This window comes from Methylobacterium sp. CM6257 (genome assembly GCF_054611515.1).
This window is the reverse complement of record NZ_CM137735.1, coordinates 4,068,524-4,088,141: the sequence shown is the minus strand read 5'-3', so window position 1 is coordinate 4,088,141 and position 19,618 is coordinate 4,068,524. Positions and strand designations below refer to the sequence as shown.

The 19,618-nt window shown below is 70.2% G+C and carries 18 protein-coding genes, 1 tRNA gene and 1 pseudogene; 3 read left to right on the top strand and 17 right to left on the bottom strand.

What is annotated here, in order from left to right:
* The first annotated feature begins 273 nt into the window (after positions 1 to 273).
* Positions 274 to 1,431: an acyltransferase family protein gene (locus ACYCO6_RS20015; protein ID WP_459762563.1), complete on the top strand. Its 1,158-nt coding sequence runs from the start codon at positions 274 to 276 to the stop codon at positions 1,429 to 1,431.
* A 65-nt stretch (positions 1,432 to 1,496) separates the two neighbouring features.
* Here the strand turns inward: ACYCO6_RS20015 and ACYCO6_RS20010 are convergent, their stop codons facing one another.
* From ACYCO6_RS20010 to ACYCO6_RS19980, 7 genes and pseudogenes are all read right to left on the bottom strand, one after another.
* Positions 1,497 to 3,779 carry a PAS domain-containing sensor histidine kinase gene (locus ACYCO6_RS20010; RefSeq protein WP_459762562.1) on the bottom strand — a complete coding sequence of 761 codons (2,283 nt, stop codon included), beginning with the start codon at positions 3,777 to 3,779 and terminating at the stop codon, positions 1,497 to 1,499.
* Positions 3,780 to 3,979: 200 nt separating this feature from the next.
* The gene (locus tag ACYCO6_RS20005) at positions 3,980 to 4,690 is read right to left on the bottom strand and encodes a Crp/Fnr family transcriptional regulator (RefSeq protein WP_459762560.1); all 711 of its coding nucleotides are present in this window, start codon (positions 4,688 to 4,690) and stop codon (positions 3,980 to 3,982) included.
* A gap of 481 nt (positions 4,691 to 5,171) precedes the next feature.
* Positions 5,172 to 5,393, bottom strand: coding sequence for a hypothetical protein (locus ACYCO6_RS20000; protein ID WP_459762558.1), 222 nt, complete (start codon positions 5,391 to 5,393; stop codon positions 5,172 to 5,174).
* Between the two features lie 225 nt (positions 5,394 to 5,618).
* Entirely contained in the window at positions 5,619 to 6,059 is a 441-nt protein-coding gene (gene cyoD / locus ACYCO6_RS19995; protein WP_459762556.1) for a cytochrome o ubiquinol oxidase subunit IV, read from the bottom strand.
* Positions 6,056 to 6,304, bottom strand: a pseudogene (locus ACYCO6_RS19990) (cytochrome c oxidase subunit 3); the annotation flags it as partial. The gene cyoD and the pseudogene ACYCO6_RS19990, both read right to left, overlap by 4 nt.
* A gap of 26 nt (positions 6,305 to 6,330) precedes the next feature.
* A complete protein-coding gene (locus ACYCO6_RS19985) occupies positions 6,331 to 6,549 on the bottom strand; it encodes a hypothetical protein (protein WP_459762554.1) in 219 nt (72 codons plus the stop codon).
* Between the two features lie 128 nt (positions 6,550 to 6,677).
* Positions 6,678 to 7,427, bottom strand: a complete 750-nt coding sequence (locus ACYCO6_RS19980; RefSeq protein WP_459762552.1) for a sigma-70 family RNA polymerase sigma factor — start codon at positions 7,425 to 7,427, stop codon at positions 6,678 to 6,680.
* Positions 7,428 to 7,726: 299 nt separating this feature from the next.
* On the opposite strand from ACYCO6_RS19980, the gene ACYCO6_RS19975 reads away from it, so the two are divergent.
* Positions 7,727 to 7,972 carry a hypothetical protein gene (locus ACYCO6_RS19975; RefSeq protein ID WP_459762550.1) on the top strand — a complete coding sequence of 82 codons (246 nt, stop codon included), beginning with the start codon at positions 7,727 to 7,729 and terminating at the stop codon, positions 7,970 to 7,972.
* Between the two features lie 95 nt (positions 7,973 to 8,067).
* Here the strand turns inward: ACYCO6_RS19975 and ACYCO6_RS19970 are convergent, their stop codons facing one another.
* Together ACYCO6_RS19970 and ACYCO6_RS19965 are read right to left on the bottom strand one after the other, a co-directional pair.
* On the bottom strand, positions 8,068 to 8,385 hold the full coding sequence (locus ACYCO6_RS19970; protein WP_459762548.1) for a metal-sensitive transcriptional regulator: 318 nt from the start codon (positions 8,383 to 8,385) through the stop codon (positions 8,068 to 8,070).
* Between the two features lie 112 nt (positions 8,386 to 8,497).
* Entirely contained in the window at positions 8,498 to 9,355 is an 858-nt protein-coding gene (locus tag ACYCO6_RS19965) for a manganese catalase family protein (protein ID WP_459762546.1), read from the bottom strand.
* A gap of 631 nt (positions 9,356 to 9,986) precedes the next feature.
* On the opposite strand from ACYCO6_RS19965, the gene ACYCO6_RS19960 reads away from it, so the two are divergent.
* Entirely contained in the window at positions 9,987 to 10,709 is a 723-nt protein-coding gene (locus tag ACYCO6_RS19960; protein ID WP_459762544.1) for a Crp/Fnr family transcriptional regulator, read from the top strand.
* A gap of 380 nt (positions 10,710 to 11,089) precedes the next feature.
* Here the strand turns inward: ACYCO6_RS19960 and ACYCO6_RS19955 are convergent, their stop codons facing one another.
* The 8 genes from ACYCO6_RS19955 to ACYCO6_RS19920 form a co-directional block, all read right to left on the bottom strand.
* Positions 11,090 to 11,371, bottom strand: a complete 282-nt coding sequence (locus tag ACYCO6_RS19955; protein WP_459762542.1) for a hypothetical protein — start codon at positions 11,369 to 11,371, stop codon at positions 11,090 to 11,092.
* Between the two features lie 124 nt (positions 11,372 to 11,495).
* Positions 11,496 to 11,570 (bottom strand) — tRNA-Thr (locus tag ACYCO6_RS19950).
* Between the two features lie 101 nt (positions 11,571 to 11,671).
* On the bottom strand, positions 11,672 to 12,103 hold the full coding sequence (locus ACYCO6_RS19945; RefSeq protein ID WP_459762540.1) for an NUDIX hydrolase: 432 nt from the start codon (positions 12,101 to 12,103) through the stop codon (positions 11,672 to 11,674).
* Between the two features lie 228 nt (positions 12,104 to 12,331).
* On the bottom strand, positions 12,332 to 13,855 hold the full coding sequence (locus ACYCO6_RS19940) for a heme biosynthesis HemY N-terminal domain-containing protein (protein WP_459762538.1): 1,524 nt from the start codon (positions 13,853 to 13,855) through the stop codon (positions 12,332 to 12,334).
* 124 nt (positions 13,856 to 13,979) lie between these two features.
* Positions 13,980 to 16,061: a translation initiation factor 2 gene (locus ACYCO6_RS19935; RefSeq protein ID WP_459762536.1), complete on the bottom strand. Its 2,082-nt coding sequence runs from the start codon at positions 16,059 to 16,061 to the stop codon at positions 13,980 to 13,982.
* A gap of 94 nt (positions 16,062 to 16,155) precedes the next feature.
* On the bottom strand, positions 16,156 to 16,866 hold the full coding sequence (locus ACYCO6_RS19930) for a uroporphyrinogen-III synthase (protein WP_459762534.1): 711 nt from the start codon (positions 16,864 to 16,866) through the stop codon (positions 16,156 to 16,158).
* Positions 16,867 to 16,869: 3 nt separating this feature from the next.
* A complete protein-coding gene (locus ACYCO6_RS19925) occupies positions 16,870 to 17,745 on the bottom strand; it encodes an aldose 1-epimerase family protein (RefSeq protein WP_459762532.1) in 876 nt (291 codons plus the stop codon).
* A 66-nt stretch (positions 17,746 to 17,811) separates the two neighbouring features.
* Positions 17,812 to 19,563 carry an ABC transporter ATP-binding protein gene (locus ACYCO6_RS19920; RefSeq protein ID WP_459762530.1) on the bottom strand — a complete coding sequence of 584 codons (1,752 nt, stop codon included), beginning with the start codon at positions 19,561 to 19,563 and terminating at the stop codon, positions 17,812 to 17,814.
* Positions 19,564 to 19,618 lie beyond the last annotated feature (55 nt).

The following is a 19,618-nucleotide window of genomic DNA, read 5'->3' as shown; positions in this document are numbered from 1 at the left end:
GATACTCATTTTGTCGAATCCTGGTAGCCGTCGTCGGTAGGCTTCAGACCTCCGCATTCGGCCCTGTCGACGCGACCCCTTCGGACAGATGTCCGAAAGACCGGCCTTTCCGCCGCCAATGAAAATCCGCACGCGTAGCTGACACAAGTTCGGTCCGGCGCACTGGCCCAAATGTGTAATGCGTTCCTTCGGGCTCCAGCCTGAAGCTGATGGCTGGCATGAGCTCTCGGCTCATGTCTTCGCGAGGTATCGGACCTCGTCTCGGGCGCATCCATGACTTTCCAGCGCGACGGGATCGTCTTCCCGTCACCGACGCAGATGCTCGGCCTCGATGTGGCGCGCTTCCTGGCCGCGGTTCTGGTAATGACGTTCCACCTCGCCGCCTATTCTTGGCAGGCCTCGTCTTCGACGGCGGGCCGTGCCTTCGCGGGAGCCGCCCAGTACCCCGGATTGTTTGCCTGGACTTGGTTCGGTTGGGTCGGCGTCGAGGTGTTCTTCGTCATCTCGGGCTTCGTCATCGCGTATTCCGGGGCTCACGCGACGCCGTCGTCGTTCCTGCGCAGCCGCATCCTCCGGCTCGTCCCGGCCGTGTGGCTGTGCGCCACGCTGACGCTGCTGGTCTCTCTGGCCGTCGGGCGGATGGGATCGGGCCGGCACGTCGTGCACGCCTATCTCGACAGCATCCTGTTCTGGCCGTTCGAGCCTTGGATCGACGGCGTCTACTGGACGCTCGGGGTCGAGATCAGCTTCTACACTCTCGTCTTCAGCCTTCTCTGTGCGCAGAGCTTCCGGCGGATCGGCGCCGTCTGCGCGACGATCGGTACTATCAGCGGCCTGTTCTGGTGGGCCACGCTGCTGGCGCCGAGTCTCGCCGACGTCGCCGGCAGCCGCCTCGCCCAGCTGACGCTGCTCCGGCACGGCTGCTTCTTCACCCTCGGCGTCTTCCTGTGGCTGACCCTGACCAAGGCGGTGACGGCCGGCCGGCTCGTGACGATCGCCCTGTGCCTTGGGGCGGGGCTCATCGAGATCGGCGACAGCAGCCGCGACTTCCTCCGCCAGATGGGCCGGGCCGGCGCTCAGACGCCGCTCGTGCCGTGTCTGCTCTTCGCGGTCTGCATCCTCGCGATGGCAGCCAGCGTGCGGTGGAACGCTTGGCTGTGCGCGCATGCCGGCGACCGGGCCTGCCGCCTCATCAGGATGGCCGGGCTGATGACCTACCCGCTCTACCTCACCCACAACGTCAACGGCGCGGCCCTCACGCATTTCCTCGTGACGACCCTGGGCTTCGGCCCCCTCGCGGCTCTCGCGACCTCATGCGGGACCATGGTGGCGACGAGCTTCGCGATCGTGCGCTGGCCCGAGCCGATCGTGCGGCGGATTCTCGCGGCTCTCCTGGCGAGGACCGCTCCCGCGCGTGCCGCAGCGGTGTAATCCGCACCGGTAACCGGCAGCCGCGAATGAACGCGCGCCCGGAGCGCGTGCGGGACGACCCGTCCTCAGGCCTCGGCCCCCTCCCGCGAACCCTGCCAGTCCGAGGTCGGCAGCGCGATGGTGCAGCGGATGCCATCCTCCGTCATGACGTAGTGCGTCCGCGCCCCGAGCTGATAGGGCAGGGCCCGCTCGATCAGCTCGCGTCCCGATCCGTATCGCCGCGCCACCGCGTCCATGGCCGGCATCGCGACGCCGCTCTCGATCCATTCCACGTGCAGCCAGGAACGTCCGTCCGGGTCGGCCGGCGCGACATGCCAGCGGACGTTGAGCCGTCCCTCGGGCTGCGCAAACGCGCCGTGCTTCAACGCGTTCGTCACCAGCTCATGCAGCGCCATCGCGAAGGTCTGGACAGTGGAGGAACGCAGGGCGACGCCCTCCGGTCCCTCTAGACTGATCCGCTCCGCCTCGCAGGCGACCGCGGACAGTTCGGAGCGGAGCAGCTCGTCGAAGGTGACGCGGTCCCATTCGTCGAGGCGCGACAGCAGGCTCTGGACGCGGGCGAGGGCGGCGAGGCGGGCACCGAAGCGAGCCTCGAAGTCCGCAAGGTCGGTGGAACAGGCCAGGGTCTTGTTGGTGATCGAGCGCACCACCCCCATCAGGTTGCGCGTGCGGTGCTGGAGTTCGGCCACCAGCACCCGCTGCCGCTCCTGATACATGCGCAGGTCATGGATGTCGGTCGAGGTGCCCAGCCACTCCCTTGTTCCGCCGTTCTCGCCGCGCACGGCCGAGGCGCGGCTGGCAAACCAGCGGTAGTCCTTCCCGGCCTGATCGTAGACGCGCGTCTCCATCGCGAGGGACGCGCCCCCGATGGTGGCGGCCCAGGCCGCGCGCGCGGCCTCACGGTCGTCCGGATGGAGCGCATCAAGCCACCCGTCGCCGAGGCTGTCCGCGTTACTCTGGCCCGTGAAAGCCTGCCATTGCGGACTCGACCAGGTCCAGCGGCCCGCGTTGTCCGCGCGCCAGACGAGCTGCGGGATGCCCTGCATCAGGGTCCGGAGCCGCTCCTCGCTCTCCCGCAGCGCCGTTTCGGCGCGCCGCTTGTGGGTGATGTCCCGGAAGTAGACCGACAATCCGCCGTCCGCCGTCGGGTAGATGCTGACGTCGAGCCAGCGGTTCAGGACCGGCGAGAGGACTTCGAGTCCGACCGGCGCCCGGGTCTCGGCGGCCCGTAGATGCGCCCGGTGGGCCTCCGAGCCGATCGCCTGGGGGAACTCCTCCCAGCAGATCCGCCCGATCAGATCCTCGCGCGAGCGCTTCCACCATTCCTCCGCCCTGTGGTTGACGTAGGTGAAGCGCCAGTCGCGGTCGACCGCGTAGAACGCGTCCGAGATGCTCTCCAGGATCTCGCTGTTGCGCTGAGCGAGCAGCCGGAGGTCGGTCTGTGCGCGCAGTTCGTCGGTGACATCCTGGACGACGGCGATGCCGCCGAGAACCGCCTCGCCCTGCCGCTGCGGCACGGCCGAGACGCGCAGCCAGCGCTCCCCCCCCGCGTCGACCCGCCGGAAGATCGTCGGTTCGGTCGCGTCCTCGCCGCGCAAGGCCCGCGCACCCGGATAATCCTGCGGCGTCAGCCGACGGCCATAGGCATCCGTCCCTTCCCATGCGGGGCTCGGCCTCGTCTCCCGCGAGGGGAGGATGTCGCCCATCAGGGTCTGGAGACGCGTATTCTTGAGAACGAAGCGGCCTTCGCTGTCGAACAGCCCGACTCCGATCGGCACTTGGTCGAGAATTCGGGCGAGTTTGGCCTCGCTCTCGCGCAGCGCGCGCTCGGCGTCCTTGCGCGCCGTGATGTCGCTCGCGGCACCGAACCATTCGACGATTTCGCCGCGCTCGTCGAAGACCGGAACGGAGCGCGACAGCGTCCATCCCAGGGTGCCGTCCGCCCGGATCACGCGGTGCTCGAGTTCGAAGACACTCCGCGTGCGGATCGCCTGCTGGATCACGGCCCAGACCTGCGGCTGGTCATCGGGATGGATGTAGGCGTCGAACCAGTTCGGGTCCGGGCTCTGCGTGTCGGCCAGGAAGCCGCCGCCGCTGAGCTGCCGCATCTCCGACCAGTCCGCATTATGCCGGTAGAAGACTTGGTTGGAGGCGCTGAGCAAGGCTCTGTAGCGATTCTCGCTCGCGCGCAGCGCGGCCTCTGCGGGCGGGCGCTCGGCCGTCCCGGCGCGAGAGGCCGGCAGCGTCGCGGCCACGTCCCCGGCCGCCGGGCGATCGGACCTCGGGGACCAGGCGGCGAGAGCCGCGGCCAGCCGGCTCCGGAGATGCCCGGCAAGGGACTCGGTCATACCTCATCGTACCTGAAAGAGGCCCGCCGTGATCGGACAATGTTTTCCGGCCGGAAAGTCATTGTCAGCAGACATCCAGGCACTGCAGGCCGCACGGGAATCGAACCTGGAACAGACTGTGCTGGCTGCCATCGAAGGGTCTTCCCGGACAACCGGCACGGAGACCCCACACGCGGTCTCGGCTTGGATCCGCACCGGATCTACGACTTCGCAATGAGGCGCTCGTACTCAGCCTCGGCCAGGCCGTAGCTGTCGCCGGCGAGGTCCGCCAGCCTCTCGCGATCGAGCACGACGATCCGGCCGCGCCGCGCCCGGATCATGCCCATGCCCTCCAGACCGTGGATCGCCGTCGTCACCCCGGGCCGACGTACGGCGAGCATCAGCGACAAGGATTCGTGGGTGAACGGCAACTCGTCCCCGTCCAGGCGGTCATGGGTCATCAGGATCCAGCGCGCCAGCCGGGCCTCGAGGTTCAGCACCGCATTCGCGTAGACCGTCTGCCCCACCTGCACGATCCGGCTCTGCACGTACCGGCCCAGGACGCGCCGAAGGGACGTGCTCGCCTCAAGGGCGGCCCGGAAATCCCCGGCCGCAACCCGCAGGGCCGTGCCGGGCACCTGAACCACGGCACTGTGCGGCGTGCGATCCGCACCGAGGATGAGCGGAATCCCGAGGAGCCCTTCGCGGCCCACGAGACCGACCTCGATGCGGCCCTCGTTCGAGTCCGCGATGAGCGCCACCATGCCCTGCTCGACGAAGTAGGCGGCCGTGGCCGCCTGCCGCCCCGGGATCAGAACCGCGTGCAGGGGGAGCGTCACCGGTTCCAGTACAGGGGCGAGGCGCGCGAAATCCTGCGGCTCCAGCGCGGCGAGAAGGCGGTTGCGCATGGCGGATTGCTGGGGCGGAGACACGGCTCGGCTCCCATCCTGGGGCAAGAGCGCGCGCAGTCTCTCGGCCGTCCGCGCCCGGACCAACCAGCGGACGATGGCCAGCAGATACCACCAGTTCCAGGTCCGTCCAGGGGACGGGGCGCCTGTGTACGATAGAAGACGCTGCCACCGCGTGAGATCGGCTTTCTCTCAGTCACCCAGGCATCGGGGCGGAGCGAGACTGCCCGGGAAGCCCACACTGGAATACGGGGCGGCCATCGGGTTCGGGACTGCGCCGCGCTCGATCCGAAGAAAGGGGAGACCTTCCCGGTCCGGGGCGGGGCGGTGGCGACCGCCGGCAACGTCGTGTTCTACGGTACCAAGGACGGCTGGTTCAAAGCGGTCGACGCCAATAGGAGCAGATGTGGCAGCTCGCGGCCTATCTGAGGCCGGCCAGCGGCACACGAAGCGCCCCCGGCGCCACCGGATCAGCCGGTGGCGCCGGCCCGTGGCGCGGCCTGCATCAGCGGGTGGGCAACGCTGTGGCGACGACCCGCGGGGTGGCCGGGGCGGCCGGGACCAGACGCGGCGTGGTGGCCAGCTCGGAGGCCGGGCGCGTGGCCGCCGTGGTGCGCGCCTGCTCGCGGTAGAGCGGGGGAGTCAGGGTGATGGCCTCGTCGGCCAGCGCGGTGCCGATCATCGGGACGGCGGCGAGGGCGGCGAGAACGACAGTACGAACGGTCATGGTGGTGAGTCCTCTCGATTTCCGGGGCGTCGCCCGGCTTCGAGGGGATATCTACGTTGCGCAGCAACATGATCCAAACAGATCGGATCGATATTCCATATTGATTTAATCAATCACCGGATCGCCCGGGACCGATCAGATAGACCTCGCCAGGGCGGATGATCCGTACCGCTCCGGGGCAACCGATCGCCTGACGCCCGCTTGCCGCGCCTGCACTGCGGCGCGTCAATGATGCATCGGCTGCGGCATCAGCGTCAGCTGCGGTGCATTCGGCTGCGGCGTGGCCTGCATCATGTTCGAATTCATGTTGTTCATGATCCAGACCGAGCCGCCGATCAGCAGCACCACGAACAGGACGCCGAAGGCGAGCGCCAGGACGTTGCTGGTGTTGTCCGGTCCCGTCGTGATGTGGAGGAAGAAGTCGAGGTGGACGCCCATCTGGGCGATAGCGAAGACGATGATCGCCACCGGGATGGCCGGCGCCCAGACAAACTTGGCGTGCACGATGGCGAAGGAGCAGACCGTCAGCAGCGCCGCCAAGGCGAGGCCGATGAGATAGCCTCGCACACCCTTGCCGATATCCTCCTCGGCAAACTCCTCGCCTGGCGCGAGATCCGCCTCGTGCCGGTCAAGCTCGTCCGCGCTGGCGAGATCTGCGTGGCTCATGCGATGGATCTCATCAGGTAGACGACGCTGAAGTCCCCGACCCAGACGATGTCGAGGGCATGCCAGAAGAGGGCGAAGCACAGGGTCCGGCGCACGATGTCGGCGCGGAATCCCTTGGTCAGCACCTGCGCCATCATGGTGAGCAGCCAGAGCAGGCCGACGCTGACATGCAGCCCGTGGCAGCCGACCAGGGTGAAGAAGCCCGACAGGAAGGCGCTACGGCATGGCGGGCCGTCTCCGGCCGCCCGGAGGCCGAACGGTTGCCGGATGCTCAGCGGCCGAGTTCCACAGGAATGCTGAGGTCGACCACGCCCGTCGCGCCCAGCAGAGCAGGCGGCCGCGCGGATCGATCCACGACATCGATCCGGGTGACGAGGTTCGAGAGCCAGCCGCGCAATGCAGGGTCGAGGGCTTCGCGCGCCGGGGTGGGGCAGGGCACCAGCAACAGGATGAGGGCGGCCATCCGGCGGGTGAGCGATCGCGATGGCATGCGGGAACGGCGGCTCCGTGAGGCGTAGGCGCAGAATCGCCCCTCCGCTCACAGCCCGGCCTCATACGATTCCAGGCAATTGGGACATGCACCGCCCCACGCGATCGGACGCGGAGCTTACGGCCGCGTCAGGAAACGGCTGTGGGCTTCCGGCTCTTGGGTCCCGCGGCCGCCAGCATGACCTCGTCGCTTCCGACCTCCAGGCCGGTATAGCCCAGCATCTCGGCGAGCTGCGTCCGGGCCCGCCAGACGCGGCTCTTCACCGTGCCGATCCGGCACTGCATGACCGCGGCGGTCTCCTCGTAGGTGAGGTTCTCGATCGCCACGAGGACGAGCGCCTGCCGCATCGACGGCGCGAGGCGGTCGAGGGCGGCGCGGACGTCGCTGAGGTCAAGGTGGCCGCCCTGCTCGGGCAGCGAGACCATCCGGTCCGCCTGCGCGCCGTCCTCGTCCTGCACCTCGCGGCCGCGCTTGCGGTGCTCGTTGTAGAACTGGTTGCGCATGATCGTGAACAGCCACGCTTCGAGATTGGTCCCCGGTGCGAAGCTGGCGCGCGAACGCCAAGCGCGCAGAAGCGTGTTCTGCAGCAGGTCGTCGGCGCCGACATGGTTGCGCAGGAGTGAGCGCGCGAAGCGCTGCAGATTCGGCACCATCGCCAGAAGGGAGGCCTGGAACTCCTTCTCGCGTCCATCCTGCACCCGGCCGAAAGCCGCATCCAGCAGCTTCAGCAACTCGGCGAAGCGGTCCGCGATGGGCGGTTCAGCCGTGTCCTGAGCATAAGTCGCAGCGAGGAGATGGCCGAGATGATACTGCACGCTGTCGGGGAGCCGTGGGCTCTGCGTATCGATCGTATCACCGTCGAGCGAGAGTTCGAGCATGACAGCCGATCACCTGAGAGGGATGAAAGCATGGACTCGGCTATTAGCCCCAGAATACGGGACCATTGCCGCAACATAGATCAGCGGGTATTCAGATCAAAAGATTGATCCATGATATTTTGTCCGCCGGCATCGACAGAGATCCGGGCCGATGCAGCGGTGTGGAGACGAGGAACAGGCTCGAAGATCTGCCCGCAGGCGCGCCGCATCTGCAAGCTCGGCGGGGAGATCCTAGTCCTCGCGAAAACCGGATCCCGGCGAGGCTGCCGCAACCCGAAACAGAATTCAGGACCGCGCCCATGACCCGACTGACCGAGCTTGAGGACGACCCTGCCTTCCAGCAGGCCGTGCTCGCCGTGCGCGGCGCCGCCAGCACGCTGAGCGGCCGGGCCGTGACCGTCGAGGAGGCCCGCTTCCTGGTCGGCATCGCGCTGGCCACCTTCGCCCATGCGGGCGGCTTGGACGAGCCGAGCCGCAGCCGGCTCGCCCGCTTCTCCGAGACGATCAAAAAAGCCGCAGCCAGCGACAGCGCGACGAAGCACTGAGTCGCGGGACCGGCGCGCGCCCAAGCCGAGATCCGGCGGATCCATGGCCAGCCGAACCCCCGGGCCGGCCGGCACCCCGCAGAGGCGCAGCATGCCTACCCGACCTCCGTCATGGCGGCGCGCAGCACGCGCAACAGGTCCTCCATGACCGCGTCCCGGTCCGCCTCGCCGGTCGCCAAGCGCAGGCCCTCGGTGACATGCTGGCCGATTATCAGGAGCCCGACCTCGCGCAGCGCAGCGGTGACGGCCCGGATCTGCTGGATCTCGTCGAGACAGTGCCGGTCCGCCTCGACCATCGCCTTCAGGCCGCGGACCTGCCCCTCGATCCGTCCGAGCCGCCGGATCAGCGGCGCCCGGTCCTCTTCAGTCCGGGCGAGGCAAATACGACCGTCGACGAAAGTGCCGCTTGTCACCACTCTGCGACCTACCTGTCCCGTGCCGGCCGGAACGTCTCCGGGCACGGATACGCTGGATGGGGCGGCGCTCCGGCACGAGGTCGTGAGCCCCTGCCGGAGCGCCGTGGGATCAGCCGATCTGCTGGGTCTCCGCTCCGCTGTCGGGCCGCGCCGGGCCGAGCACCGGCTCCTCGCCCATCGGCTGGTTCTGGACCACGCTGAACTCGCCCTTGCCGTCGAGGGAGGGGCCCTGCGTCCAGCGGCCGGCCGGAGGCGGCGAGCCGTCCGCGGATGTCGAGAAGAAGTTGTAGTTGAACTTCTGGTTCTCGTTCTCCTGCGGGAAGGAGTTGGGGATCGGCAGCGTGCCCTTGTGGCCGCCGAGCTCCTCGATCACCGCGAGCCATTGCTGCTGGTGCATCGTGTCCCGGGCGATGAGGAAGCTCCACATGTCCCGCATGCCCGGATCGTTCGTGGCGTTGTAGAGGCGCGTCGCCAGAATGCGGCCGGTCGCCTCGGCGGCGACGTTGCAGTACATGTCGGCCGCGATGTTGCCGCTGGCGTAGATGTGGCTCATGTCGAAGGGCAGGCCGTCGGAATTGCCCGGGAAGGCCGCCATGCCGGTGGACAGCAGCGTCTTGTGCAGCATCCCCTCGGCGATGTGGCGCGGATTCTCGCCGCCCATGACGGCGCCGACGATCGCGTCCGCAGCCCCGGCCTCCTGCACCTTGGTGGGTGCGGTCTCGAGGTTCATCGCCACCGCGGTCGCGAGCATCTCGATATGGCCGATCTCCTCGGTGGCCGTATTGAGCAGCATGTCGCGGTACTTGGTGGTCGGAGCGCGATTGCCCCAGGCCTGGAAGAAATACTGGAAGCAGACCCGGATCTCGCCCTCAATGCCGCCGATCGCCTGCTGGAGCATGCGGGCGTAGAGGGGATCCGGGCTCTCGACCCGGACTGGATACTGGAGTCGCTTGTCGTGATAGTACATGATGTCTGTCCCTCGCGAGAGGCACGGCGCACTCAAGCCCACCGCGCGATCGGCCGCCAGCCCCGTACTCCGTGGGAGCATTGAGCCTCGCCTTTATCCAACCCCGCTGTCGGAACCCGGTTCGATCTCCAGGCGCATTTAGAACGATTAAGACGCGTTCAATTCGATTTTCTCACGTTGAATCAAGCTACAAGCATCGAAAATTTCGTTCCATTGCGATGCCTCAACCGGCGAACACGGATCACAACACAGGTTAAGACGCACATACGCATGTTAGAATGACGGATCGGCTCGCCTTGGTCGGGTGCAGAACCTGCCGCAGCGCGCCGTCAATCTGAGGATCTGTCTTCCGGACCCTTCCTCGAAGCCGCGCAGCCGAGATGGGTACCGCGAGCGGAGCCGCGCCGCCCAGCCCCCGAACGCGGATATCAGCCAAGCTTTTCCGGAATTCATCCCGAATTCGCACGACGAAATCCGGCTTCTCTCGGGCGTACGGTGGCGTACGCAGCAATCAATACATGGTTCAGCATTAGCCAGAAGACACGGATCGGTTTTATACATGAAATCGTGCCGATCAATACTGCTTGGCTGATTCAGGGTTGGCGCACCGCCAACGGTTTGGAGTGCACCGATGCTCATCGCCCATCCCACCAACCTGGCAGACCTCCTGGTAGCCCGTCCCGACGACCCCGACGGCTTCGCGAAATCCTTCGGCCTCCCGATGCGGGAGCGCTCGATCCCGAAGCAGCACGACCTGCTGCTGCCCGGCACCGAGCCGGAGGTCGCCCATCTGCTGCTTGCCGGCCATACCTGCCGCTATCGCATGCTGCGGGACGGTCGGCGCCAGATCACCTCCATCCTGGTGCCCGGGGACATGTGCGACCTCGAAGCGATCCTGTTGGGCCGCGCCGATTACGCGGTCAGCACACTCACCCGCTGCACGGTGGGCGAAATCCATCTCTCACGGATCGCCGAGCTCGACAGCCAGGATCTCGCCACCGCTCTGAGCCGGCGCCTGCGCCGCGACGAGGCCATCGCCCGCGAATGGATCGTCAGCCTGGGCCGGCGCGTCGGACTCGAGCGGATGGCGCACCTGCTGTGCGAGTTGCGCTGGCGGCTCGCAGTGGTCGGGCTCGCGACAGAGGACAGCTTCGAGATGCGGATCACGCAGAACGATTTCGCCGATGCCCTGGGCCTGACCTCCGTACACGTGAACCGCGTGCTGAAATGCCTGCGCGACAGCCAGCTGATCCACCTGAAGAGCGGCCGGTTGACCTTCCTCGACCGTGGACGGCTGGAACGCCTCGCGCAGTTCGACCCGGCCTATCTGGAGACCTGGGCCGATCCGATCTGAGGCTAAGTCCGCTCGATGGCTTCGGTCGATCTGACCCGTGGGAGCGCGGCGCTCGCAGGGACGGCGGCGCATCAGGGTCTGTCATCCGCAGCCGCGCGAGCCGCACCCGATCCGGAGTACCGGATTCCAGACCCTTTCCTGACATGCCGATGCCGGTCCGGCTGGCCGCCTCCGGCGCCGTCGGCTCGGAAAAGTGCCCCACCCATCGCAGGCAGGCGAGGCCAAGTCGGGTCTCGGGTGAGATCTCGTCGGAACCTGCATGAACGGGCGACGAGATACCGGATCGGCATCGGAGACGGGAGCGATCCGGCCCATTCTCGACTAGGCCCGCAGGCAGCGGACCGCTTTGACATAAGCCAATCTTGCGATGCCCGCCGCGGCTACAGAAGCCCGGTCCGCCGGGCGAGCATCACGCCGAGGGCTAGGCCGGCGGCCAGGCTGACGGCCAGCATGGCGAAGTTCGTCCAGAACCGGACCGGCCGGCTGGAACCGTCGATCCCGCTCGCGCGCAGCCGCACCCAAGGCACGTAGAGGTAGAGCGCGATGAGGGTCAGGATCAGGAACGCCAACGTGGCGAGCCGCCCGGTCACGAGCGCGGCGCCGGCCAGGACGGCCCAGCCGAGGACGAGGCCCACCATGGTGAACAGGGCTGTCGAATTCACGTCCGCACGATCCCTTCAGCGGATGACCTCTGCGGGGCGGCCACCTCGGCGACGCAGTCTGCCACAGGCTGCGTCACAGCGCCCGAAGCATCAACCGGGCTGATCGCTAGATCGGAGAGTTTGCTGGTGCTGCGAGAGAGGATTGAACTCTCGACCTCTTCATTACCAATGAAGTGCTCTACCACTGAGCTACCGCAGCAGGTGACCGGAGCGCTCCGCGGGGGGCGTGTCCGTCCGGCCGAGTGGGGCCATAACGGATCGTCGACGCGTTGGCAACGCCGTGTTGCGCATCCAGGCGTTTTAGGTGCGGCACGCGGCGCGGATGATGGCGGCGAGACCCGGCTCGGACACCGCCTCGGCAGCCTCCGCAGGCGTGAACCAGCGCAGCTCGCGCTGATTCTCCTCCGGGAAATGCTTGAGCTGCTTGCGGACCTTGAGCGGAAACACCTTCACCTGACACAGGACGGCATCGAGGTTCTTCAGGCGCTTCTGATAGATGTAGTGGCCGAGCGGCCGCTTGCCGACGGCACCCCGTAGGCCCGCCTCCTCGTAGGCCTCGCGGGCAGCGGCCTGAAACGGCTTGCGGCCCTTCATCGGCCACCCCTTCGGGATCACCCAGCGCCGGCTCTCCCGCGACGTCACCAGGAGAATCTTGGGTTTCCCGTCGCGCCCATGCCGAAATGGCAGCGCGCCGACCTGCCGCCGCGGCTCATCGTCGTCGAAAATGGTCACGACCACACCGCGCGGCGCCGAATCCGGGCCGAACCGGGATCGATCGGAGGCGTATCCGAAGCGTGGGGAACAGCGGGACGGATGATCGGACCCTCGGTCGGCGGCGGACGCACAGGCTATACGGTACAGCCGCTCTCGCAACTCTCGGTAGATGAACCGCGCGTTGCGCTGTGGAGTTCGCCGCCCTCCCGGGGCGCAGGCCGTCGGACCGGCGCCCGGCCGGGCCGGTCACCCGGTTCTGCGCACGGCACGCTCGGCGGCAGCGGCGGGCAGCGCGGCGGCGGCCATCCCGGCCGAGACCGGATCGGTCCCGGCGGGCTTCGCGCCGCTTTCCCGCGCGGGTACCAGGGTCGGGACGGGCGCTGCCGGCGCGGATTGTGTCGGACCAGGCGAGGTCGGGCTGGCCGGGACAAGGGCCGGCGCGGCCGGCGCGGCCTCCGGTTCGACCGGCGGCGCGGAGGCCGCCAGGGTGTTCGGCGGCTCGCGCCACGCGAAGGCGTCGAGGCGCCCGGTGACCGGCGAGACCGGCGCCCAGGTCTCGGAGGCGATGCCGTCGGCGATCCAGACGCGGTCGCGCGGGGCACGAGCGGCGCGGGCGAGCCACTCGCGGGCCTGACCGGAGGCGGCGCCGTGCTCGGCCTCCTCGATCGCCGCCATCATCAGGCAGGCGCGCGCGGTCGGCCGGTCGGCGAGCAGCGGCTTCACGGCCTCCCGGGCGCGCTTGTAATCCCGCGCGTCGAGGGCGGCCTGCCCCAGGGCGAGCCGGGACTCCGGATCCCAGACGGACAGCTTCGCCAGGACCTCGGCGCGGGCGAGACGATCGCGGACCGAGTCACCGGGCCGCAGGCCGAGATAGACCTTGGCGAGGTCGGGATGGGGATTGGCCTTCCAGGCCGCCTCGACGATCCGGGCCGCCTTCTTGAAGTCGCCGCGGCGGGCGAGGAGCCGGCCGGCGATGCAGGCCGCCGGCACCAAGTCCGGGGCGAGCTTGACCGCCCGAAGAGCCCGTTCGGTGGCGAGTTCGGGCTCGCCGGCCTCGCGCTCACCGGCGATCGCCGTCAGCAGGACGGCCCGCTGGCGCCGGGCGCTCGCCTTGTCGATCAGACCCAGCGAGGAGCGCCGCTCGATGGTCTCCAGAGCCGCGGCCCAGTCCCCGTCCGCGCTCTGGGCTTCCAGGAGCGCGTCGTTGGCCCAAGGGACGCTCGGGGCGAGGCGGGCAGCCTCCACCGCGTAGGCCCGGGCGGCCGTCTCATCCTCCCGGCGGCGGGCCTCGACGAACAGGCCGCGCAGGCCCAGCACCCGCGTTTCCGGATCGTCGACCATGCGCTGGAAGGCGCTCTCGGCCGCGTCCCGGTCGCCGGAGATCTGCGCCGCCTGCGCCTTGAGCAGCAGCGTCAGGGGCTCGGTGCCGAGCAGCCGCTCGGCGTCCCCAGCGAAGCGGCGGGCCGCAAGGGGATCGCCCGAGCCCACCGCCACCATGCCCCGGGAAAGGGCGGAGAGACCTTTGGCCCGGCGCCGCTCGGCGGAGCCGCGGACCAGGGCTTCGGGCAGGCCGATCACGCCGCGCACGACCGCCCAGAGCAGGCCGAGCCCGATGGCCGCGACGATCACGCCGACGAGGGCGACCGCGAGGCTGGTGCCGATCTGGTAGCCGTTCCACACGATGGTGACGGTGCCGGGCCTGTCGGCGATCCAGACCGCCCCGTAGGCGGCGAGTGCGAGCAGGGCCAGGAAGGCGAGGGCGCGCCACATGGGGTCAAAGTCTCCTGTCGACGGCCGTCCGGCGGCCGCCCCTGGGTGCGGGAGGAGCGGAGCGCCTGCGCGTCCGCCCGGAGAGGTTGCGGCCGCGCAGCGCGCGGATCGATGCCGTCACCGTCTAGCGGCCGGAGGCGGCGGGCGCCGTCGAGGACGGCGCGGCGCCGGTGGGCAGAGCCTTGAAGGCGCTCGCCAGCAGCGTCCGCACAGCCTCCTCGGCGTCGGCCCGGGCCTTGAGCTTGGCACCGAAATCGCCCGCCTGATCCCGCGCCTCGGCAGGCAGCGCGGCGAAGGCCGCGGAGGCCGACGGCAGGTCGCCCCGGTCGAGCGCCGCCTGGACCTTGCCCTCCGGATCGGCGGAGGCCTCGGGGGCCGCCGGAGCGTCGACCTTGCGCACCTGCACGAGGCCGTCGGCCATGCTGAGGAGCTTGGAGCGAAAATCGCCCGTCTCGGCGGCGTTCTTGGCCCGCTGCGCCTGCCGCTTGGCTGCGATCTTCTCGGCGATGGGACGGAACTCGTCGGCGAGCTGGCCCGCCGTGGGAGCCCCCGTCTCGGCGAAGGGCGCGAGGGACGCGGCCTGCGAATCCGTGCCCGGATCGAGCTTGCGCAGGCTCGCCAGCGGCTCGGCATAGGGCATGCCGGCTTCCAGCGCGGCGGCCACACGGTCGACCACCACGACCCGCAGGGCCGCGTGGACGGTGCCGGCCTCGGCGCGCTGCGCTACGCTCTTGTCCAGGGCGGCGATCTGCTCCGCCTGCTCCTGCAGCCGGCGATCGACCGCCTTCGCGGCCTCCGCGGCCTGAGCCTGCCCGGCCTCGGCGGCGGTACGGCTCGCCTGGGTCGCCGCCTGGACCGCCTCCGTGGCAGCCTTCACCCGCGCCTCGAGTGCCTGTTGCAGCGAATCGAGACGCTGGCCCAGAGCCGCATCGGCCTCGGCATTGGCCTTGGTCCGCTGCTCCACCTCGCCCTGGAGTGCGGCGATCTGCTTGGATGCGTCTTCCGCCGCCCCCTTGTTCGCCCCGCCATCCTCCAGCGCCTTCAGCCGGTTCTCCAGATCGGCGATCTGCTTGGCGTTGTCCTGGACGACGCCGAGCTTCGAATCGGCGGGCTGGTCGCGGCCGGGCTCCTCTTGAAGTGCGGCCACGCGCTGGTCGAGGCTGTCGAGGCGGGCGACGAGATCCGCCGGCACGGCAGGCGCCTGCCCGGAGCCTTGCCCGTCGGTCGTGCCCGCAGCCGACGCCGGGGCGTTGGCGCCCTTGTCCAGCGCCTGCTTGGCGGCCGACTCGGCGGAGGCCACGCGCTTTTCGAGGCCGGCGAGGGCATCGCGGGGGGCGAGCCCATCGATACGTTTGTCCAGGGACGCGAGCTGGCCCGACAGCCTCTGATCGAGGGCGTTGAGGCGCGGGTCGGGACCGATGCCGGCCTTCTCGGCGCCGAACAGCAGGCCCGCCCCGATCACGCCGCCGAGCAGGCCGGCGGCCGCGATCGAGCCGAACCCGGCGCGCGCGCGGGCGGGCGGCGGGGCCGCAGGGGGCGGCACGTCGGCCGAGGCCGCACCCGCCCCCCCTTTCGGCGGCTCCTTCGCGCCATCCTTCATGCCGTCCTTGGGCGGCTCCCGGCCAGGCGTCGGCGGATCGGGGATGCGCTTGGCCTTCAGGTCGATGATCGGCCCGGCCGTCACGGCACCGGCGGCCGCCGCGCCCGCAGCGCCCGGCGCGGCACCGGCCGGGCGGGCGCCGGCCTGCGGACCGGAGCCTGGCTGGCCAGCCTTCGGCGGCTCGGCCTTCGCGGCCTCCGGCTTCGGAGGCTCGGACTTCGCGCCGGTCGAACTCGCCTTGGCGGCCTCCTGTGCGGCGGCCGTGGGGCCGCTGGGCTTGCCCGGCTCGACCTTGCCCGGCTCACCCTGAGGGGCATCCGGCTTCGCGCCGTCCGCGGCACCCGCGCCGGTACCAGGCTTGCCGGTCTCCGGCTTCGCCTCGGGGGCGCCGGGCTTGGCGGCCACGACAGGATCGGTCGCGGGCTTGGGCGGCGTGCCGGCACCGGAACCCGGGGTTGGCGCGGTCGGCTTTGCGCCGCCGGCAAGGGGAGCCGACGAAGAGGCGGATTTCGGCCCCGACCCGGGCTGACCGGGCTTCGAGGCCGCGGCGTCCGGCTTCCGGCCGCCAGGTCCGGGCTTGTCGGCGTCGCTGGGTGGTTGCGTCACGGGCAAGTCCTCCAACTCTTCGGCGTCGCCGCGACCCCCTAGCACCGCGGTGGCCCCCGGCGCGAGGGCGAGATACGGCGGCTCGTCGCACCTGTCACCGCATGCCTGCGTCCGCCAGGGCTTCGAGCAGCTCCGTTTCCCGCGGGCGTGCCGCGACGAAATGGACCGGGATGCCGTCCGCTTCCAGGGGGGCCGCGACGTCCGCCGACAGGCAGTAATGCCTCAGGGCGCGGAAAGCTCCGCCGTGACCCGCTCCATCCACGAGCGCGAGCGCGACGGCGGCGCTGCGCCGGGAATAGTGCAGGACGGCGTCGAGGGCTCCCTCGGCGAGCGCGGTATCGACGGCATCCGGCAGGTTGCCCAGCGCCTCCGCCGTATAGGCCACGAAGGTTGTGAGTCGGAAACCGGCGGCCGCGAGCGTCGCGGCGGGCTCGCCCTTGCGCTCGGCCCCGGTCGCGTGGAGCAGGCACGCGCCCGGCGCGAGCGCCTCGGCGACCAGGACGGAGAGCCCGGCGGCGTCACCTGGCCCCTCCCGCACCGGCCCGAGCCCGGCCTCCGCGGCCAGCGCGGCCGTCCGGGCACCGACCGCGAAAACCGGCAGGTTCCGCAGGGAAGCGGCCTGTCGAAGGGTCGGCACGGCGTTGGCGCTGGTCAGGAGCAGCGCATCGAACGGCCCCTCGGGCGGGCGGGCACCGGTAGGCCGCACCACGAGGACCGGGGCCACGAGCGGCGCGTGGCCGCGCGCCGCCAGCGCCGCGCCGGTCCGCGTCGCCCCCGGTTCCGGCCGCGCCACCCAGACGCGCACGCTCTAGCCTTCGAGCTTCAGGCGGACGCCGTGGCGCACCGCGCCCCCCGGCGCGAGCCGGCGCTGCGAGTCGCGCTCGGCCAGGTCGCCGGAGAAGTCCGCCCAGTCGGCGTAGCCGGTCCAGCATTCCAGCGACAGGAAGGGCGCGGTCGGCTTGGTCCAGACCGCCAGATGGGGGAAATCGGCCATCTCCATGCGGATCGCCTTGCCGGGCCCGGTGAAGCGCATCCGGTGGCTGCGCGCGTTCCGGAACACGAAGGCCTCGGTGAAGATCGCCGGGTCGAGGGGCAGCGTGTCGCCCGCCATCGGGATCGGCTGCTCGTCGCGCAGCAGCAGGCCGCCGGGACCGACCCGCGGGGCGAAAGGGCGCTCGGCGTGCTCGAATTCCACCGCGTAGCCGCCGTCCTTGGCGCGCGTCCCGCCCGCGAAGGGCCACGGGAAGGCCGGGTGGAACCCGAGCGCGTAGGGCAGGGGCCCGTCGCCGGGATTGGTGACGGTCACGTCGAAGTCGAGGCCGGCCGGCCGCACCCGCGCGGCGACGTCGAGCCGGAAGGCGAAGGGGTAGTGCGCCCGGGTCTCCGGCCCGTCGGTCAGGCGCAGCGTCACCGCGTCGGCGCTCTGCGCGACCACCTGGAAGGGCAGGTCGCGGGCGAAGCCGTGCTGGCCCATCGGGTAGCTCGCGCCTCCGACGCGGATCTGGCCGCCCTGCGAGGCGCCGACCACCGGGAAGAGCCACGGGGCGTGGCGGTTCCAGTACGCCGGGTCACCGCTCCAGAGGTACTCGGTCCCGCCGACCCGCCAGGAGACCGGTTCGGCCCCGTGCGTAGCAAGCACGGCCGTGGTGCCGTCCGGTGCGGTCAGCTCGATGCGCATGCTCACTGTGGTCTCCCGGTCAACCCTCGGAGAGCCGAGGTAACGGAGGCAGACGCGGACGCAAGGGCCTCGTCACGCCGCCGTGCCGAGCCCCGGCAGGACTTTCTCGGGCGGCCCGGAGGCGACGAGCCGGCCGGCCTCCAGAACATGGACCGCGTCGGCCCCCTCCAGGGTCGATAGGCGGTGGGCGATCAGGATCAGCGTCCGCCGGCCCGACAGGGCCCGCAAAGCCCGCATCACCGCTCCCTGCGTCTCGTCGTCGAGGGCCGACGTCGCCTCGTCGAACACGATCACGTCGGGGTCGTGGTAGAGCGCCCGGGCGATGCCGATGCGCTGGCGCTGGCCGCCCGAGAGCCGCGCCCCGCGCTCGCCGACCCGCTCCGCGTAGCCGTGCGGCAGGGCGGCGACAAAATCGTGGGCGCCGGCGAGCCGCGCCGCCCGCTCCACCGCGGCGGGATCCGGCACGTCGAGACCGAGCGCGATGTTCTCCGCCACCGTGCCGTCCACCAGGAACACCTCCTGCGGCACGTAGCCGATGCGGTTCTGCCACGCCGGCAGGGCGGCGGGATCGAGAGGCTGCCCGTCCACGGTGATGCGGCCGGCGCTGGGGCCCAGCACCCCGAGGATCAGGCCGGCGAGGGTCGACTTGCCCGAGCCGGTCCGGCCAGCAAGCCCGACCGTGGTGTTGACCGGGATCGTCAGGTCGATGCCGGCGAGGGCCGGCCGGCCGGTGCCGTAATCGAAGCCGACCCCTTCGAGACGGATCTCCCGTTTGAAGGGCAGGCGCCCCGCGGTGCGGGGGAGGGGCTCCCGCTCGTCGGCAAGCTCGTCGAGGATCACCTGCACCGCCGGCAGGGTGAAGCGCATCAGCGCCACCGAGGTGAAGATGTTCTGGAAGGCCGGCAGCATGCGGTAGCCCGCGAAGGCGAACAGGCCGAGCAGCGGCAGGATCCCGGCGACGTCGAGCCCCTGCGCCAGGGCGAACAGCACCACCACGATCACTCCGCCGAAGGCCAGCGCCTCGATGACGAAGCGCGGCATCTGGCCGGTGAGCTGGCTCGCCGCGGTGGCGATCGCGTAGGCGCGCGCCGGGGCGTCGAACCGCGCCGCGAAGGCCTCCGCGCGCCCGTAGAGCTTCAGCTCGGTGAGCGCCCCGAAGGTCTCCTGCACGATCCGGAAGCGGGCCTCGTTGTCGGCCACGGTGCGGCTGCCGAGCCGGGCGAGCCGGGCCCGCATCACCAGGTAGATGCCGACATAGAGCCCCCCGAAGCCGCCGCCGAGGATCAGCGCGAGCTGCGGCGCGTAGGCGACCAGGAAGGTGATCACCGCGAGCGCCGAGCTCGCCCGCGAGGCCAGCACGGTAGCCGGGGTCAGTGCGCCGATCACCAGCCGGTCGGTCTCGGAGAGCACGTTCTTGGCGAGTTCGGCGCTGTTGGCCTGTGCGAAGAACAGCCGCTCGCGGTCGAGGTAGCGGAACAGCAGTCGACGGCTGAGGCCGTAGCCCGCGAGATGCGTGAACCGGAGCTGCGCGTAGGTCAGCCCGGCATTGACCACCGCCGTGGTGAGGATCGCCGCGAGGGCCGCACCGCCGGTGACCAGCAGGAAGCTGCGCTCGTCAGTCAGGCCGAGGAAGGTCCGAGCCTGGGCCAGATAGGGGATGCGGTTCGCGGCGGACGGATCGCCGACCAGCGTCAGGAACGGGATCACCGAGGCGACGCCGACCACCTCCAGCAGCGCCGCCACCGCGAGGCCGAAGGCGATCAGGGCGAGGCGGTGCCGGTCGGGCGCCCGCATGGCGCGCACGAGATCGATCAGCGCGCGCATGTCTTCGACGGGTTGGGCTCGGTGGCTCGCATGACCGGTCCGGGCTTAAGGGGCG

What these genes read in the sequence shown, in the direction of transcription:
- cyoD (WP_459762556.1), bottom strand. Translation starts at nt 6,059, where the DNA reads ATGAGCCACGCAGATCTCGCCAGCGCGGACGAGCTTGACCGGCACGAG.
- ACYCO6_RS19940 (WP_459762538.1), bottom strand. Translation starts at nt 13,855, where the DNA reads ATGTGGCGCGCCCTCGCCTTCCTGGCCCTGCTCGCACTCGCCGCCTAC.
- ACYCO6_RS19920 (WP_459762530.1), bottom strand. Translation starts at nt 19,563, where the DNA reads ATGCGCGCGCTGATCGATCTCGTGCGCGCCATGCGGGCGCCCGACCGG.
- ACYCO6_RS19975 (WP_459762550.1), top strand. Translation starts at nt 7,727, where the DNA reads ATGACCCGACTGACCGAGCTTGAGGACGACCCTGCCTTCCAGCAGGCC.
- ACYCO6_RS19985 (WP_459762554.1), bottom strand. Translation starts at nt 6,549, where the DNA reads ATGCCATCGCGATCGCTCACCCGCCGGATGGCCGCCCTCATCCTGTTG.
- ACYCO6_RS19960 (WP_459762544.1), top strand. Translation starts at nt 9,987, where the DNA reads ATGCTCATCGCCCATCCCACCAACCTGGCAGACCTCCTGGTAGCCCGT.
- ACYCO6_RS19980 (WP_459762552.1), bottom strand. Translation starts at nt 7,427, where the DNA reads ATGCTCGAACTCTCGCTCGACGGTGATACGATCGATACGCAGAGCCCA.
- ACYCO6_RS19965 (WP_459762546.1), bottom strand. Translation starts at nt 9,355, where the DNA reads ATGTACTATCACGACAAGCGACTCCAGTATCCAGTCCGGGTCGAGAGC.
- ACYCO6_RS20015 (WP_459762563.1), top strand. Translation starts at nt 274, where the DNA reads ATGACTTTCCAGCGCGACGGGATCGTCTTCCCGTCACCGACGCAGATG.
- ACYCO6_RS20010 (WP_459762562.1), bottom strand. Translation starts at nt 3,779, where the DNA reads ATGACCGAGTCCCTTGCCGGGCATCTCCGGAGCCGGCTGGCCGCGGCT.
- ACYCO6_RS20000 (WP_459762558.1), bottom strand. Translation starts at nt 5,393, where the DNA reads ATGACCGTTCGTACTGTCGTTCTCGCCGCCCTCGCCGCCGTCCCGATG.